The organism is Methylophaga lonarensis MPL, from assembly GCF_000349205.1.
Lineage (GTDB): Bacteria > Pseudomonadota > Gammaproteobacteria > Nitrosococcales > Methylophagaceae > Methylophaga > Methylophaga lonarensis.
Window position 1 is genome coordinate 1 of sequence record NZ_APHR01000037.1, and the last position, 16,035, is coordinate 16,035.

Sequence of the window (16,035 nt, forward strand, 5' to 3'; positions counted from 1 at the left end):
GGACGCTGTCAGGGAAATAATTTCGAATTTGAAATGACTTTCTTTCAGGACAATGAAGATACCCGACGTATGGTTTTGTTCCTGAGAGATCTCTACGCCAGAGCAGGTATTCTGATGAGACCACGACCTACAGAATGGTCAGTGATGATTGAGAATATCCAGCAAAAGGATTTTGATGCCATCACACTGGGCTGGACCTCGGGTATCGAGATAGATATTTTCCAGATGTTCCATTCCACTCAGACGATGGAGGGTGGGGATAACTTTATCAATTATCGAAACCCTCAGCTGGATGAGTTGATTGACAAGGCCCGTGCAGAAGTCGATGAAACCAAACGGATGAAACTTTGGCACGCTGCGGAACGAATTCTGGTCGAAGATCAGCCATACACCTTCCTGTTTCGCAGGAACACATTGGCATTTGTCGATAGCCGTATCGCCAATCTTAACGAAACTGCATTGGGTTTGAACTTGATGATGGTGCCGGTTGAAATATACGTGCCGGCCTCGAAACAACGCAGACGGTAACCGCAAATGCTGAACTATCTGTTGCGACGCATGTTGCTGATGGTGCCGACGCTGTTCGGCATCACCCTGGTCGTATTTATTGTGATGGCGGCAGCGCCGGGCGGAATCAGTGCTCAATCTCTGGTTGATGGTACCGATCTCGAGCCGGAAACAAGACAGGCACTTGAAGACTACTACAACCGACTCTATGGCCTGGATCAACCAGCACCGATTCAATATCTGAGGTGGTTGAACAATATTTCACCGATCGGCTGGGAGAGAGAGATTGACGGCTCGCTGGGAGAGTTTTCACTGACAAAGGGCGTCGATTTTGGTGTGAGTTTTCGTTACGGCCGACCGGTGACAGCGCTTTTGGCTGAACGTTTACCCATCACCTTGTTACTCAATGTGCTATCCATTCCGCTGATTTATGCAATTTCCATCGCGATTGGCGTTCAGGCAGCACGATCCAGAGGTGGACGCTTCGATGTCACCTCCAACGTATTCTTGCTAGGGCTATGGTCTGTGCCGACCATGTTGGCAGGGGTGTTGTTTATCGGTTTTTTCGCCTCTGAGCAGTATTGGCAGTGGTTTCCCACCGCAGGACTGGTAAGGAGGGAAGCGATTGATCAGACATTTTTACCGTTGATGTCAGGCCCAGCAGATCTGTTGTTAGTGTTTTTCTGTCTTGGTCTTGTCACTTCACTGCTTATCTGGGCCGCCGCAAAAGCACCGCTGGCAATGCGACTATGGGGTGGCACGGCCATTGGGGCTGTGCTTGGTTATCTGATGGCATTTGATTTGGTTGGTGCTGGCTTTGGCATCAGCCATCTCATTCTAATGATTGCTGCGGCGCTTTTGGTCAGACTGCTTGCAGGACTGGGCAGTCACCCTCTGAGAATTGTTTTTGCCGGTGGTTTGGGCGTCGGGCTTGGTTTAGGCCTTGCTAAATTATTCGGTGTCGAATTCTTACACGGTGGCTATCTGTTTGATCGCATCTGGCATCTCATTCTCCCAGTGATTGCTCTCTCATATGGTGGCCTGGCTTTTCTGGCCAAACTGACCCGATCCTCGCTGCTGGAAAATCTTGCGGCTGACTATGCAAGAACTGCCAGAGCTAAAGGCGTCGATGAGGAAACAGTGCTTTGGCGACATGTGTTCAGAAACTCCTTGTTGCCACTGATTACCGTTTCCGCAACATTACTGCCCAGCTTGTTGGCAGGTTCGGTGATTGTTGAGAGTATTTTCAGTATTGATGGCATGGGCAAACTAGCGGTCGAGGCTGTGCAAACACGCGACAGGGAGCTGGTGCTTTCGGTGACGCTAATTTCAGGTTTGCTGACACTGGCAGGCTATCTTCTGGCTGATATTGCCTATGCAATTGCTGATCCGAGGGTGAGTTATGACTGACATGGCAATACAGCGTTCCAGGCCCTGGTCGGCACAAGTGCTCGGTACCTTATTGAAGAGAACCGGTGCCAGAATCGGTTTAGTGTGGATTTTGCTGCTGGTGATTGTGGCAACGTTTTCTCCATTTATTGCCAGCAGTCATCCGATTTATATGGTCGTTGACGGGCAGACTAGCAGCCCATTGCTCAGACACCTCGATCCGCTGGACTGGGTCTGGCTGGCGGGTTTTTTTCTGGCTATTGTTGTATTTTTCCTCAAACTGGCTATCTGGAAACGATTGTTAATTTGGCTGGGAGGTTTAGCGGTTTCGGCAATATTGGCCTATTCCATCGCTGCGCCACCGGTCTTGGTGATATATGAACAGTACCGTGAAATGGAAGCTGCCGGGCAAGTCGAGTTCGTGCTAAGGGCGCCGATTCCATACTCGGCCAAGGATTATCTGAGAGATTTTGGTGACACTGGCATCGAGGCGCCGCTTGCTGCTTCACAGCGCCTGCATTTTCTGGGTACTGAAGAAAATGGTGCTGACGTGGCAGCACGCATGATTCACGCATCCAGAATTGCCCTCGGCATCGGCTTTATCGCCACGGGTATCGCTCTGGTCATCGGCACTATTATCGGCGGGCTGATGGGCTATTTTTCCGGCATTATCGATATTATCGGTATGCGATTGGTGGAGATATTTGAGGCCATCCCAACCTTGTTCTTATTGTTGTCGTTTGTGGCATTTTTTGGCCGCTCTATTTATATGATGATGATCATTATCGGCATAACTTCATGGTCGGGATATGCGCGCTATGTCCGTGCAGAGTTCCTCAAGCTTCGGCAGCAGGACTTCGTCCAATCAGCAGTCGCCTGCGGTCTGCCGCTTCGATCAATTTTGTTCAGACACATGCTGCCCAATGGCCTTGCGCCGTTGCTGGTCGCGGCTAGTTTTGGTGTTGCTTCAGCGATTCTGGCGGAAGCAACACTGAGTTTCCTTGGCTTAGGGTTGGTTGATGACCCTTCATGGGGGCAAATGCTAAATCAGGCAGTGCAGTCATCGACCTTTAACTGGTGGCTGGCAGTATTTCCAGGTGGGGCCATTTTCATGACAGTCTTTGCCTACAATTTATTGGGCGAATCACTGCGTGATGCTGTTGATCCCCACACTCGCAAGGGGCACTGATAGTGAGTTGTCTGCTGCAAATCGATCAATTAGTCACCGAACTGGGCGAAGGCGACTCATGGATGCGCGCTGTTGATGGCATCAGCTTAACGGTTGAGGCAGGGCAGACCTGTTGTCTTGTTGGCGAATCCGGCAGTGGTAAGTCAGTCACCGCCTTGTCTGTCATGGGTCTATTACCCTATGGCAGATATCGACATCCAGAAGGCCGTATCCGCCTGTTTGATCAACAGGGCGGTTCAGAAGAATTGCTGTTGGCTGAAGAAAGTCTGCTACGCAAAGTGCGCGGTGGGCGCATCGGCATGATCTTTCAGGAACCAATGACTTCGTTAAATCCTGTGCTGACTATTGGTGAGCAACTGGAAGAAGTGCTTCAGCTTCACCAACCAGAACTTGATGTCACGGAAAGAAAACAACGCGTCATCAATGCACTCAAAGAGGTTCGCATTCCGCAAGCGGAAAGCCGTGTGAATGAATATCCACATCGACTGTCTGGTGGACAGCGGCAGCGCGTGATGATCGCCATGGCATTGATTTGTGAGCCGGATTTATTGATAGCAGATGAACCGACCACAGCACTGGATGTGACGGTACAGGCCGAAATTCTCAAACTGATGCGAGAGCTTCAGCAGAAACATGGCATGGGCATGTTGTTTATCACGCATGACTTTGGAGTGGTCGCCCAAATCGCTGATACCGTGGGTGTAATGCGTAAAGGCAAACTTGTCGAGTCCGGCCCAGCGGCTGAAGTGTTAACACAGCCAAAACACGAATATACCCAAAGTCTGATTGCCGCATTGCCAGAGCGATTGCCAAAACCCAGTCGACCCAGTGTTCAACATGATACTTTACTGGAAGTCCGTGATTTATCGGTCTATTTCCCGGTGCGCCGAGGTTTGATGCGCAGGGTAGTGGATAACTTCAAGGCCGTAGATCAAGTGTCCTTAAAGGTAAACAGTGGTGAAGTTGTGGCGCTGGTTGGTGAATCAGGATGTGGTAAGACCACGCTGGGAAGAGCCTTGTTAAGGTTACAAGATGTAACGGCAGGCTCTATCTTTTTGCAAGGACAGGATATTACTCACCTGGCGGCGAAGTCGTTGCGCAGTCTGCGCAGACAAATGCAGGTGGTCTTTCAGGATCCCGGTTCCAGCCTTAATCCACGTCTTCCAATTTTCACCACGCTGGTAGAACCGATGCGTGTGCATGGTGTGGGGCGTGATGATGAAGAGCGAACTCAACGTGCGGCTGCATTGTTGGACAGGGTAGAAATGCCGACAGATAGCCTGTGGCGATACCCTCATGAGTTTTCCGGTGGTCAGCGACAACGACTGGCCATCGCCAGAGCTTTGGTACTTGAACCAAAGTTTATTCTCTGTGATGAAATCACCTCGGCGCTGGATGTTTCGGTTCAGGCAGGCATTTTGCGACTACTCAGACGATTGGTCGATGAAGAAGGTCTGGGCATGTTGTTTATCACGCACAATATGGGCGTGGTTGAATATCTGGCAGACAGAATGGCCGTTATGCATTCGGGAAAACTTGTTGAAACCGGTGTGACGGAGTCAGTGCTCAAATCTCCAGAGAATGACTATACCCGCGATCTGCTCGCCGCTGTGCCACGTCTGGACGATTCGCTACAACTGCGTTGGGGCAGCACAGCGGTTTAATCAAAAGCTTTCATCAGTAATATCTGTCTGTCACTCGCCCTCAGCCACTTGAATCCGGCTTGTACTGTCCGGCTATCGATAGAAAATCTGAATAAAAAAAAGGATGGTCAAAAAATTTGACCATCCTAGTGTCAACAGACATTAGAGAGAAATGTGCCAACGGGGGTGCGGTTCCGTCGGTAATACTATGACAACCTGAATTCGAAAAATTTCCCCAAGAGGATAATTTTTTATAAATTTTCCAACAGTTGTTTAATTTAGACACAAACAAAAAAGCAGCTATCGATGTATCGATAACTGCTTGATTGTTTCACCATTAAATGGCGCGCATGGAAGGATTCGAACCTCCGACCGCCTGGTTCGTAGCCAGGTACTCTATCCAGCTGAGCTACATGCGCATTAAGCGTGGAATTATACTTTTTTAACCATTCATCCGCAAGCTGTAAAGCGAACAAAAATGGCGGAGAGCGAGGGATTCGAACCCTCGATAGGGGTTAACCTATACGCCCTTAGCAGGGGCGCGCCTTCAGCCTCTCGGCCAGCTCTCCATCAAAGCCGCCCATTATATCAGGTATCTGATATTTGGCTAGCTATAATTGAGAATTCAACCGATGTTTGGCTGATCTTTTTCTGCTTGGATACGATCGTAAATTTCTTCACGATGAACGGTGACGTCTTTAGGTGCATCGACGCCAATTCTGACTTGATTTCCTTTCACTCCAAGAACATTGACCACGATATCGTCGCCGATGATGAGTGATTCTCCTACTCTGCGTGTCAGTATTAACATAATTTTCCCCTTACTCTCAAAAATGACGCGAAGCAACAGCGGAGAAAATTGACTCCATTCATGTTTGGCCTCGTGCCAGGTCCGTTTTTTCATCATTAGGAGAGGTCTCTTGTGCCTCTCTTGCATCTCAGACAGCAAACTTTTGCAATCTATCCCATTGTGTACAACATATTATATCAGTCATACACAAGGAAGCGATAGGGGAGAACCTGATTTGTTTCAGTAACTTATTTTCAGGCCTGTTCCAGATTAAAAGCTTTGTGCAAAGCTCTGACGCCAAGTTCAAGGTATTTTTCGTCAACAACGACCGAAATTTTAATTTCAGAAGTCGAGATCATGCTGATGTTGATATTCTCAGCCGCCAGCGCACTGAACATTGTGCTGGCAATTCCGGCATGTGAACGCATGCCAACACCCACCACCGAAATCTTGGCGATTTTCTCATCGCCGGTCACCTGACGAGCTGACAATTCCTGACAAATTTTTTGCAGGATATTCATTGCCGTCTGAAAGTCGTTGCGATGGACGGTGAAAGTGAAATCAGTCGTTGAGTCATGACCGATATTTTGAATGATCATGTCGACTTCGATGTTTTGTGCAGCGATAGGCCCCAAAATTTTTGCTGCCACGCCGGGCTGATCCGGCACACCTTCTATGGTGAGTTTTGCTTCGTCGCGGTTGAACGCAATACCTGAAATCAGTGCTTGTTCCATTGATGCTTCCTCAGACGTTATCAGCGTTCCACCACCCTCTGTGAAAGAGGAGAGTACGCGTAACGGTACGTTATATTTACTGGCAAATTCGACTGAGCGAATTTGCAAAACTTTGGCACCGAGACTGGCCATTTCCAGCATTTCTTCGAATGTGATGCGATCCAGCCGGCGAGCCTCGGGCACAACGCGGGGATCCGTGGTGTAAACACCATCCACATCGGTATATATCTGACATTCGTCAGCTTTCAGTGCGGCTGCTAGTGCTACAGCGGTTGTGTCTGAGCCACCTCGACCCAGCGTGGTGATGTTGCCCAGTTCATCACAGCCCTGGAAGCCCGCAACAACGACAACTTTGGCTGCAGACAAATCGGCACGAATTTTCTCGTCATCAATTTGCATGATGCGTGCCTTGTTGTGCGCATTGTCAGTGAGGATACGAACTTGTGGTCCGGTATAGGAGGTTGCTGGCATGCCCATTTGTTCTAAAGCAAGGCTTAGCAAGGCAATGGTGACTTGCTCGCCCGTTGACAATAAAACATCCACTTCACGGCCACGCGGATGATCATGCAGTTCGTTTGCCAGCCCAAGTAAACGGTTGGTTTCGCCGCTCATTGCCGAGACGACTACCACTACGTCATGGCCGTCATTGCGATACTGAATGACTTTTTTGGCGACTTCACGGATGCGATCAACAGTGCCGACCGATGTGCCACCGTATTTTTGAACGATTAATGCCATGCTGTCATTTATCCAATTGTGATTTCACCCAGTCATTGACTGAGGCGAGTGCATTTTCAAGATGTTGCAATTCAGTGCCGCCACCTTGCGCCATATCTGGACGACCGCCACCTTTGCCACCGACTTGTTTGGCGACATGGGCGACCAGATCGCCGGCGCGAATTTTATCGGTAATATCTTTGCTTACACCAGCAATAAAAGTAATTTTTTCGTCTTCGATGACTGAAAGCACGATGGCTGCCGAACCCAGTTTATTTTTGAGTTGATCCACAGCGTCACGTAAAGCTTTGGCATCACCTGCTTCCAGTTGGGCAGCAAGTACTTTGATACCGTTGATATCGGTCGCCTGAGAAGCGATATCCTGACCCGCGCTACTGGCCAGTTTGGCCTTGAGTGCTTCAAGTTCTTTTTCAAGCTGTCTGCTACGTTGAACCAGTTGCGCAGTTTTGTCCTCGACATTGTCCGCTTTGGCTTTGACCAAATCTGAAATTTTGCGCAGCCGATTTTCAGAATCTTCAATATAGTCGAGCGCCGCATCGCCGGTGACAGCCTCAATACGACGAACGCCTGAGGCGATACCTGTTTCACTGATAATCTTGAACAGGCCAATATCACCGGTTCTGCCGGCATGTGTGCCGCCACACAGTTCGATTGAGAAGTCCCCCATACTCAGTACGCGCACTTCATCCTCATATTTCTCACCGAACAGGGCCATTGCACCACTTTCACGGGCTTTTTCGATGGCCATCAACCGTGTTTCAATCGTGTGATTGATACGGATCTGCTGATTCACCAGGCGTTCAATTTCTCTTAGTTGGGCAGGGGAGACCGGCTCGAAGTGAGAGAAATCGAAACGTAAACGTTGTGCATCGACCAGTGAGCCTTTTTGCGTGACATGTTCACCCAGCAGTTGCCTTAATGCCGCATGCAACAAGTGTGTCGCCGAGTGGTTAAGTGCAGTGGCCAGCCGATTACTTTCGTTGACATGGGCAATGACTTTTTGGCCGAGCTCAAAGCTGCCATGCTTGCATTCACCGATATGAGTAAATGCTTTGCCTTGCTTACGGGTGTCTGTAACAACAAAATGAGCGCCCGCGGTGTTAATTTCACCCTGGTCACCGACTTGACCGCCCGATTCGGCATAAAACGGTGTGTGGTCGAGAACGATAATGCCTTGTTCGCCAGCATTTAGACTCGAAACATTCTCGCCGTTGACAAGAATGGCAGTGATGGTCGCTTCATCACGTACATGGTCATAGCCGCAGAATAAAGTTTCACCCTCGATAACCAGGTTATCCGATAATCCGCCACCAAACTGGCTGGCACTGCGGGCACGATTGCGCTGATCTTCCATGTGCCGCTCAAAGCCAGCGATATCAATGGTCAATCCGCGTTCACGGGCTATATCAGCGGTCAGGTCAATTGGAAAACCATAGGTATCGTAGAGCAGGAACACGGTTTCACCCGGTATTTCCTTGTCCGCCATTTCTTCAATCGCGTGCTCCAGAATCTTCAGACCATTATCCAAGGTGTCGGCAAAACGGTTTTCTTCCATCAACAAGCTGCGTTCGACCTGTGCTTGTGCTTGCGCCAGTTCGGGAAATGCCTCACCCATCACTTCAGTCAATGGGGCTACCAGCTTGTGGAAAAAGGCTTGTTTCAGTCCAAGTTTGTGTCCGTGGCGGATGGCCCGGCGAATGATTCTGCGCAGCACATAGCCACGACCTTCGTTTGAGGGTTGTACACCGTCGGTGATCATAAAAGCGCAGGAGCGAATATGGTCGGCAATCACGCGCAATGATGTGTGGCTGCTGTCTTCGACACCGGAGAGCTTCTGAATTGAAGCGATCAGATGCTTAAACAGATCGATCTCGTAATTGTTATGTACATCCTGCAAAACTGCGGCCAGGCGTTCAAGCCCCATACCGGTATCAACGGATGGCTTGGGCAGCGGTGTCAACGTGCCGTCGGCGGCGCGATCAAACTGCATGAACACCAGATTCCAGATCTCGATGTAGCGGTCACCATCTTCCTCTGGCGTACCTGGGGGGCCACCAGGAATACTTGGGCCATGATCGTAAAAAATTTCCGAGCATGGGCCGCAGGGACCGGTGTCGCCCATCGACCAGAAGTTATCTTTGGCTCCGATACGTGAGAAACGGGCAGGGTCGATGCCGATTTCCTTAAGCCAGATATCAGCGGCTTCGTCATCTTCTTCGAATACAGTGACCCACAGTTTGTCGGCGGGCAATTGCAATGTTTCCGTGAGAAATTGCCAGGCGTATTGGATGGCTTCGCGTTTGAAGTAATCACCGAAGCTGAAGTTACCCAACATTTCGAAAAAGGTGTGATGACGCGCGGTGTAACCAACGTTTTCCAGATCATTGTGTTTACCACCAGCACGCACACAGCGTTGTGTGGTTACCGCTCGGGTGTATTTTCGATGTTCCAGTCCGAGAAACACATCCTTGAATTGCACCATGCCGGCATTGGTAAACAGCAATGTCGGATCGTTGGCCGGAATCAAGGGGCTGCTGGAGACCACTTCATGGCCTTTCTGCTCGAAAAAATCGAGGAACAATTTACGAATGTCAGCGCTGGTTTTCATGTGAGCCTAAGTCAAAACTTTCTGTAATGTGTTCATGAGAAAAGCCCCGGTATTGCATGAAACGTTGCTGTTTTGCACGTTCCGTGAAATCCCGCGGCCCTTGCTCTCCAAAGCGCTTGCATCGTACTGTATCTGCAAGCGCAAACCAATCTATTTCTGAGTCCCGCATCACCGTCTGAATAAGCTCGGCATTGATGCCTTTTTGGCGCAGCTCATGTTCGATGCGCTGCGGCCCCATGCCTTTCTGGCTTCGATAACGAAGGTAGTTTTGTGCAAAACGCTGGTCGCTTTGTAACCCCTGCTCGCAGAGTTTTTGCAGGCAATTTTCTATCTCTGTCGGGTCAAGATCATGTTGCCCGAGTTTTTGCCGAAGTTCACTGGCACTGTGCTCACGCCGTGCCAGCAGTCCGATGGCGATAGTCTCAGCAGAGCGTTGCTTCACACTTCGACTTCGTCATCCATATCCGCCGAGTTGTTGGCTTTGATGTTTTTTGGCAACAGAACTTCACGCAGTTTAGCTTCGATTTCAGCGGCAACTTCGTTGTTTTCCTTAAGAAATGCCCGGACATTATCTTTGCCCTGACCAATACGGTTGCCGTTATAGCTATACCAGGCACCTGCTTTTTCGACGATGTTTTCCTGAACGCCGAGGTCGATTAGTTCGCCTTCACGGGAAATGCCTTCGCCGTAGAGTATGTCAAACTCGACTTGTTTGAATGGCGGAGCCACTTTGTTCTTGACGATCTTGACGCGTGTTTCGTTGCCCAGGATCTCGTCGCCTTTCTTGATAGCCCCAATACGACGGATATCCAGCCGAACGGATGCATAAAACTTCAGCGCATTACCACCTGTTGTGGTTTCGGGATTACCAAACATCACACCAATTTTCATACGAATCTGGTTGATGAAAATCACCAGTGTGTTGGAGCGTTTGATATTGGCGGTGAGTTTACGAAGTGCTTGTGACATCAGGCGCGCTTGCAGACCCATGTGACTGTCGCCCATGTCACCTTCGATCTCAGCTTTAGGGGTCAGTGCGGCTACTGAATCCACCACCACGATGTCGACGGCACCTGAACGTACCAGCATGTCTGTAATTTCCAGGGCTTGTTCACCGGTGTCCGGTTGTGACACCAGCAGATCGTCAATATTCACGCCCAGTTTTTCAGCATACAGGGGGTCGAGGGCATGTTCAGCATCAACAAAGGCAGCGGTACCGCCGAGTTTTTGCATTTCTGCAATGGCATGCAAGGTGAGTGTGGTTTTACCAGAGGACTCAGGGCCGTAAATTTCGATAACCCGGCCTCGCGGCAAGCCGCCGATACCCAGTGCGATATCGAGACCAATAGAGCCGGTAGAGACGGCATCAATGTCACGGGCGGCAGTTCCATCGCCAAGTCGCATGACCGCACCCTTGCCAAATTGTTTTTCTATTTGACCAAGCGCTGCGCCCAGTGCTTTTTTCTTGTTTTCATCCATCTAGACAACCCCTGAGTTGATGTTCGGAAAGTGTTCGATTATCCCACAGAATAGTCTCGGTCTCTAGGGTCTGTTAATCTTTCATAGCCCTCAATGTTGTGACGTTATCGCTGGTATATCGCGCTTGAACACCGCTCAGAGCGGAGAGTTGTCGTGTTAATGGCCCGTGGTCATGTTTCCAGTTTTCAGCAGGCCTTCGATCGCTGTTGCAACGGCAGCACGACGAACCTCATCCCGGTTCCCGGCAAAATGATGTGTTGCGGTGGTTACTGTGCCTGTTCGGTCTGCCCAGGCAAAGCACACCATACCTACTGGTTTCTCGGGGCTGCCGCCTGTTGGGCCGGCGATTCCGGTTATGGCAACCGATATGGTCGCTTCGGGTTCAGCGAGGGCGCCAGCAGCCATCTCGGCAGCGGTTTGTTCACTTACTGCACCAAATGTTGATAAAGTTCGTGGGCTGACGTTGAGGAAGCGCTGCTTTGCGTGATTGCTGTAACTGACAATGCCATAGAGAAACCAGGCCGAGCTTCCGGCCCGATCAGTACAGCATTTTGCCAGCCAACCACCAGTGCATGACTCGGCGGTCACCAACATGTTTTGGCCGGATGTCATGGCGTTTGCCAGGGCTTGCGTCAGAGACTGAAGATGAGCATCAGAATAACGTTCCATAGGCTACACTTATAGACATGTCTGAAAATTCACATCATACGCCGATGATGCAGCAATATCTGCAGATCAAAGGTGAACATCCCGATCAGCTGCTGTTTTATCGAATGGGTGACTTTTACGAGCTTTTTTTCGATGACGCTCATCGTGCAGCTGAGTTGCTTGATATTACCCTGACAGCCCGTGGCAACAGCAATGGTAAACCGATTCCCATGGCGGGGGTGCCTTATCACGCCGCCGAAAATTATCTGGCAAAACTGGTCAAGCTGGGGGTGTCGGTTGCCATTTGTGAACAGATTGGCGATCCGGCAAAAAGCAAAGGACCTGTCGAACGTCAGGTTGTCAGGATACTGACACCGGGTACCTTGACCGATGAAGCGCTGCTGGATAGTCGGCGTGAAAATCTGCTGGTCTCGGTGCATACGGATAAAAACAGCTTTGGCATTGCGGCTGCCGAAATCAGCAGTGGACGCTTTGTGGTACTTGAGGTTGACAGCGAAGAAGCACTTGATGCGGAGCTTGCCAGATTGCAACCCGCTGAACTGCTGTTGAGTGAGTCATCAAGTTATCAACCTTCGCTGACCTGCCAGCTACGATCATTGCCAGAATGGCATTTTGAATATGAATCTTCCAGACGTCGTCTCTGTGAACATTTTGTCACGCAGGATCTTAAAGGCTTTGGCTGTGACGCCATGGCTGCTGCGATCAGTGCCGCGGGGTGTCTGCTCAATTATGCACAGCAAACCCAACGCCATGCCTTGCCACATCTTCGAGGTCTGAGCGTTGAAAGCGTCTCTGACAGTATTGGTCTGGATCCTCAAACACGACGCAATCTGGAAATTGAGCAAAATCTCAGAGGTCAGCGAGATAACACCTTACTGTCGGTACTTGATCGCACAGCAACGCCAATGGGTTCAAGACTATTACGTCGCTGGCTGCTACGGCCGTTGACCCAGCATACGATTCTCAGAGAACGACAACAGGCGATTCAATCATTTCTGGATGCGCAGCAAAGCGATGAGCTGCATCAAACACTCAAACATATCGGCGATATCGAGCGAATTCTGTCGCGCATGTCATTGCGCAGTGCCCGCCCCAGAGACTTTGTGCAGCTCAGAAAGTTACTCGGTTTGTTACCACAGTTACACCAGCTGCTTGCGATTCATGGCAGTGGTCGGCTAAAGCAGCTCAAGCGTTCACTGGGCGAGTTCAATGAACTCAGACAACTGCTTGATAAGGCCATCATTGATGAACCGCCCATGCTGATTCGCGATGGTGGAGTATTGGCGCCGGGCTATAACGCAGAGCTGGATCGGCTGCGTGATTTACAACGCAATGCCAATGGCTTTCTGGAAGCTTTGGAACTCAAGGAAAAGCAGAGAACCGGCGTGAATTCGCTCAAGGTTGGTTACAACCGGGTACAGGGTTACTACATCGAATTGAGCAAATCTCATGATGTCAGTCTGCCAGATGAATATGTGCGGCGGCAGACACTCAAAAATGCCGAAAGATACATCACGCCAGAGCTCAAAGGCTTTGAGGATCAGGTTCTCAGTGCCAGTGACAAGGCACTGGCATTGGAAAAAGCACTCTACGAAGCGTTATTTGATTTGCTGGCCCCTGATCTGCCTGCCTTGTTTCAATCGGCGGCCGCTGTGGCAGAGATTGATGTACTCAGTGCTTTGGCGGAAAGGGCACATTCACTCGATTATGTAATGCCGCAACTGACCGACGAGTCAGTCCTGGATATTCAGGCAGGGCGACATCCAGTTGTCGAGTTGTCGCAGTCAACGCCGTTTTGTGCCAATGACTTACGGTTTGATGGGCAACAGACTTTGTTTGTACTGACCGGCCCCAATATGGGCGGAAAGTCGACGTATATGCGTCAGGTTGCATTGATTGTGCTGATGGCACATATCGGTAGCTTTGTGCCTGCAGAGCGTGCAGTGATAGGGCCAATTGACCAGATTTTCACTCGTATCGGTGCTGCCGATGATCTTGCCGGCGGCCGTTCGACCTTTATGGTGGAGATGAATGAAGCGGCCAATATCCTCAACAATGCCACAGCCAACAGTCTGGTGTTAATGGATGAAGTCGGGCGGGGCACCAGCACTTTTGATGGTTTGGCGCTGGCCTGGAGTTGTGCCGAGCGCTTGGTTCGCGATATTGGGGCTTACACACTGTTTGCCACGCATTATTACGAAATGACTCAATTGCCGACCCTGTTTCCAAAAGCTCACAACTTGCATCTGGATGCGGTGGAATACGGTGACAAGATAGTCTTCCTGCACCAGGTGAAAAGTGGTGCGGCCAGTCAGAGCTATGGTCTTCAGGTGGCTCGTCTCGCAGGGGTTCCACAATCAGTCATTGATGCCGCTAAGTTGAAGCTAAGAGAGCTGGAATCCACCCAAATAAGAACGGAAAATTCGCCGTCGCAAGCCGATTTGTTTGTCAGCGTTTCAACAGAGCTGCGACTGGAACAGCGGCTCAAGGAGATTAATCCTAACGAGCTGACTCCACTGGAAGCACTGAATTTACTGGCTGAGCTCAAATCCCTGGCACAAGGGTCTGTTGATCGGTCCTAGCCGTTATTCTGGCGTGAGTTTTTGTGTTCAACGACACCAAAGTGCCGCGATGATCGATGCTGCACAGGTATTTTGCTCGACCTTCATCGCCAAAAAGAGCATTGTCGATATGCTTGTGGTTGAGCGGTCAGTGTTTGAGGTTGCTGCTGGTCTGATGAATACTGCTGGGGGGCATTTGAATATGAAAGCCCTGGGTTGTCAGGTTGTGCATCACGACGCTGACATCTTCTCTGGCAAGTTTCTTTTCCGGGTGGAGTTCCAGTGTCATGACCATGTCAGGTGATTGGCCCATTACTTTGACTAGAGCTTCAGGTAGTACAGAGAAATCATCTTTGTCTCGCAGGTAGAGGTAGAGCTCTTCTTTTTTCCGGCTTTTGTAAATGTATGTCTTCATTGGCAATGCAGTGATCTTGATTGAGTGGAAGATTATTCGCTGTCGATGACTACAAATTCGTGGCTGATTTCAGCAGTTTTCCCGAGCATGATCGAAGCCGAGCAGTATTTTTCTGTCGACATTTTCACAGCGCGTTCAACAAAGTTTGTTTTCAGTTGTTTACCGGTGACCGTGTATTTGATGTGTATTTTGGTGAAGACTTTTGGTGCTTCTTCGCTTCGCTCTGCGTCAATTTCGACCACGCAATCCTGTACGTCTTGACGAGATTTTTTCAGGATTTCGATGACGTCATAAGAGGTGCATCCACCCAGACCAAGCAACAACAACTCCATGGGGCGCATTCCGGTGCCATGACCGCCTGCTTCTGCAGGCCCATCCATCACGACGGTATGCCCGGTTCCCGATTCGCCGAGGAACATGACATCCTCTACCCATTTGATGCGCGCTTTCATGATGGCTCCCTGAATAAAAAATACGTAATAATTTTGCCATATTCGCCATGTTTAGGCAGAATTAATTGGATGTCGAACAACCAAGGATATAGTGGCCGCAATGAAAGTGGATTACCACAAACATAAAGCGATTGAGCAGGGACTTGCCAGCTTTTTTCAACTGTGTCACTCGCGCACATATCCTGCCAAGAGCATTATCATCCGTCCGGGTGACCCTGCATCGACGCTTTACTATCTGCGTGAAGGCTCTGTCAGTATCTGCATTGAAAACGAAGAAGGTGAAGAATTGGTCATCGCCTATTTGAATCAAGGCGACTTTCTTGGTGAGATCGGTTTGTTTACGGATGTTGGTGACAGACAGGTGATTGTCAGGGCCAGAAGCAGTTGTCGCACCGAGGAAATCAGTTATCAGCAGATTCGTGCGATGGCGGATACCCAGCTCAAGGATTGTTATCCAACGCTATTGCAATTGTTATCAGAACAGATGGCAAGAAGACTGCTGAGCACAACGCGTAAAGCGACAGATATGGTATTTCTGGATGTGGCAGGCCGAGTTGAATCAGCGTTGCGGGAACTGGCGGAACAACCGGATGCAATGCGTCACCCAGATGGTATACAAATCAAGGTGACACGCCAGGAAATCAGCCGAATTGTCGGTTGTTCACGTGAGATGGTGGGCCGTGTACTGAAGGAATTGCAGGAAGCGGATGTACTCTGGGCGCACGGCAAAACCGTAGTGATTTATCCGCGTAAGGAAGATAATTAGGCCTTAGGTAACAGCGCATAAAAAATGCCGGAACATGTAAATGCTCCGGCATTTTTTTGGTATCAAAGTCTGAATTCGCCTGCACCTGTTCCACC

13 protein-coding genes, 2 tRNA genes and 1 pseudogene are annotated in these 16,035 nt (G+C 49.8%); 6 read left to right on the plus strand and 10 right to left on the minus strand.

The genetic code is table 11. The features are described 5' to 3' along the window. The 4 genes and pseudogenes from MPL1_RS07095 to MPL1_RS07110 all read left to right on the plus strand — a co-directional run. Nucleotides 1-528: pseudogene (locus MPL1_RS07095) on the plus strand (ABC transporter substrate-binding protein); the annotation flags it as partial. 6 nt (nt 529-534) lie between these two features. Further along, nucleotides 535-1,917 (plus strand): ABC transporter permease, encoded by a 1,383-nt coding sequence (locus MPL1_RS07100; RefSeq protein WP_009726445.1) that lies wholly within the window; start codon nt 535-537, stop codon nt 1,915-1,917. Beyond that, nucleotides 1,910-3,085 carry an ABC transporter permease gene (locus MPL1_RS07105; RefSeq protein WP_009726446.1) on the plus strand — a complete coding sequence of 392 codons (1,176 nt, stop codon included), beginning with the start codon at nt 1,910-1,912 and terminating at the stop codon, nt 3,083-3,085. The genes MPL1_RS07100 and MPL1_RS07105 overlap by 8 nt, the downstream gene beginning before the upstream one ends. 2 nt (nt 3,086-3,087) lie before the next feature. Beyond that, complete coding sequence (locus MPL1_RS07110) at nt 3,088-4,749, plus strand: ABC transporter ATP-binding protein (protein ID WP_009726447.1); 1,662 nt, start codon at nt 3,088-3,090, stop codon at nt 4,747-4,749. Between the two features lie 321 nt (nt 4,750-5,070). On the opposite strand, the gene MPL1_RS07115 is transcribed toward MPL1_RS07110, so the two are convergent. The 8 genes from MPL1_RS07115 to MPL1_RS07150 all read right to left on the minus strand — a co-directional run bounded on the left by MPL1_RS07115 (nt 5,071) and on the right by MPL1_RS07150 (nt 11,746). Beyond that, a tRNA-Arg gene (locus MPL1_RS07115) sits at nt 5,071-5,147 on the minus strand. 60 nt (nt 5,148-5,207) lie between these two features. Further along, nucleotides 5,208-5,297: transfer RNA gene (locus tag MPL1_RS07120), tRNA-Ser, on the minus strand. Nucleotides 5,298-5,353: 56 nt separating this feature from the next. After that, nucleotides 5,354-5,539: a carbon storage regulator CsrA gene (csrA, locus tag MPL1_RS07125; protein WP_009726448.1), complete on the minus strand. Its 186-nt coding sequence runs from the start codon at nt 5,537-5,539 to the stop codon at nt 5,354-5,356. 233 nt (nt 5,540-5,772) lie between these two features. Further along, nucleotides 5,773-6,990, minus strand: coding sequence for an aspartate kinase (locus MPL1_RS07130; RefSeq protein WP_009726449.1), 1,218 nt, complete (start codon nt 6,988-6,990; stop codon nt 5,773-5,775). Between the two features lie 4 nt (nt 6,991-6,994). Beyond that, the gene (gene alaS / locus MPL1_RS07135; protein ID WP_009726450.1) at nt 6,995-9,598 is read right to left on the minus strand and encodes an alanine--tRNA ligase; all 2,604 of its coding nucleotides are present in this window, start codon (nt 9,596-9,598) and stop codon (nt 6,995-6,997) included. After that, the gene (gene recX, locus MPL1_RS07140; RefSeq protein WP_009726451.1) at nt 9,582-10,040 is read right to left on the minus strand and encodes a recombination regulator RecX; all 459 of its coding nucleotides are present in this window, start codon (nt 10,038-10,040) and stop codon (nt 9,582-9,584) included. Before recX ends, alaS begins: the two co-directional genes overlap by 17 nt. Beyond that, nucleotides 10,037-11,077 carry a recombinase RecA gene (gene recA / locus MPL1_RS07145; RefSeq protein WP_009726452.1) on the minus strand — a complete coding sequence of 347 codons (1,041 nt, stop codon included), beginning with the start codon at nt 11,075-11,077 and terminating at the stop codon, nt 10,037-10,039. Before recA ends, recX begins: the two co-directional genes overlap by 4 nt. Before the next feature lie 156 nt (nt 11,078-11,233). Further along, complete coding sequence (locus MPL1_RS07150) at nt 11,234-11,746, minus strand: CinA family protein (protein ID WP_009726453.1); 513 nt, start codon at nt 11,744-11,746, stop codon at nt 11,234-11,236. A 17-nt stretch (nt 11,747-11,763) separates the two neighbouring features. On the opposite strand from MPL1_RS07150, the gene mutS reads away from it, so the two are divergent. Further along, entirely contained in the window at nt 11,764-14,328 is a 2,565-nt protein-coding gene (mutS, locus tag MPL1_RS07155) for a DNA mismatch repair protein MutS (RefSeq protein WP_009726454.1), read from the plus strand. A 127-nt stretch (nt 14,329-14,455) separates the two neighbouring features. Here mutS and MPL1_RS07160 read toward each other — a convergent pair whose 3' ends face one another. Then, the gene (locus MPL1_RS07160; RefSeq protein WP_009726455.1) at nt 14,456-14,722 is read right to left on the minus strand and encodes a YcgL domain-containing protein; all 267 of its coding nucleotides are present in this window, start codon (nt 14,720-14,722) and stop codon (nt 14,456-14,458) included. 32 nt (nt 14,723-14,754) lie between these two features. After that, nucleotides 14,755-15,174: an OsmC family protein gene (locus tag MPL1_RS07165; RefSeq protein ID WP_009726456.1), complete on the minus strand. Its 420-nt coding sequence runs from the start codon at nt 15,172-15,174 to the stop codon at nt 14,755-14,757. Nucleotides 15,175-15,274: 100 nt separating this feature from the next. On the opposite strand from MPL1_RS07165, the gene crp reads away from it, so the two are divergent. Then, a complete protein-coding gene (gene crp / locus MPL1_RS07170) occupies nt 15,275-15,940 on the plus strand; it encodes a cAMP-activated global transcriptional regulator CRP (protein WP_009726457.1) in 666 nt (221 codons plus the stop codon). Nucleotides 15,941-16,035 lie beyond the last annotated feature (95 nt).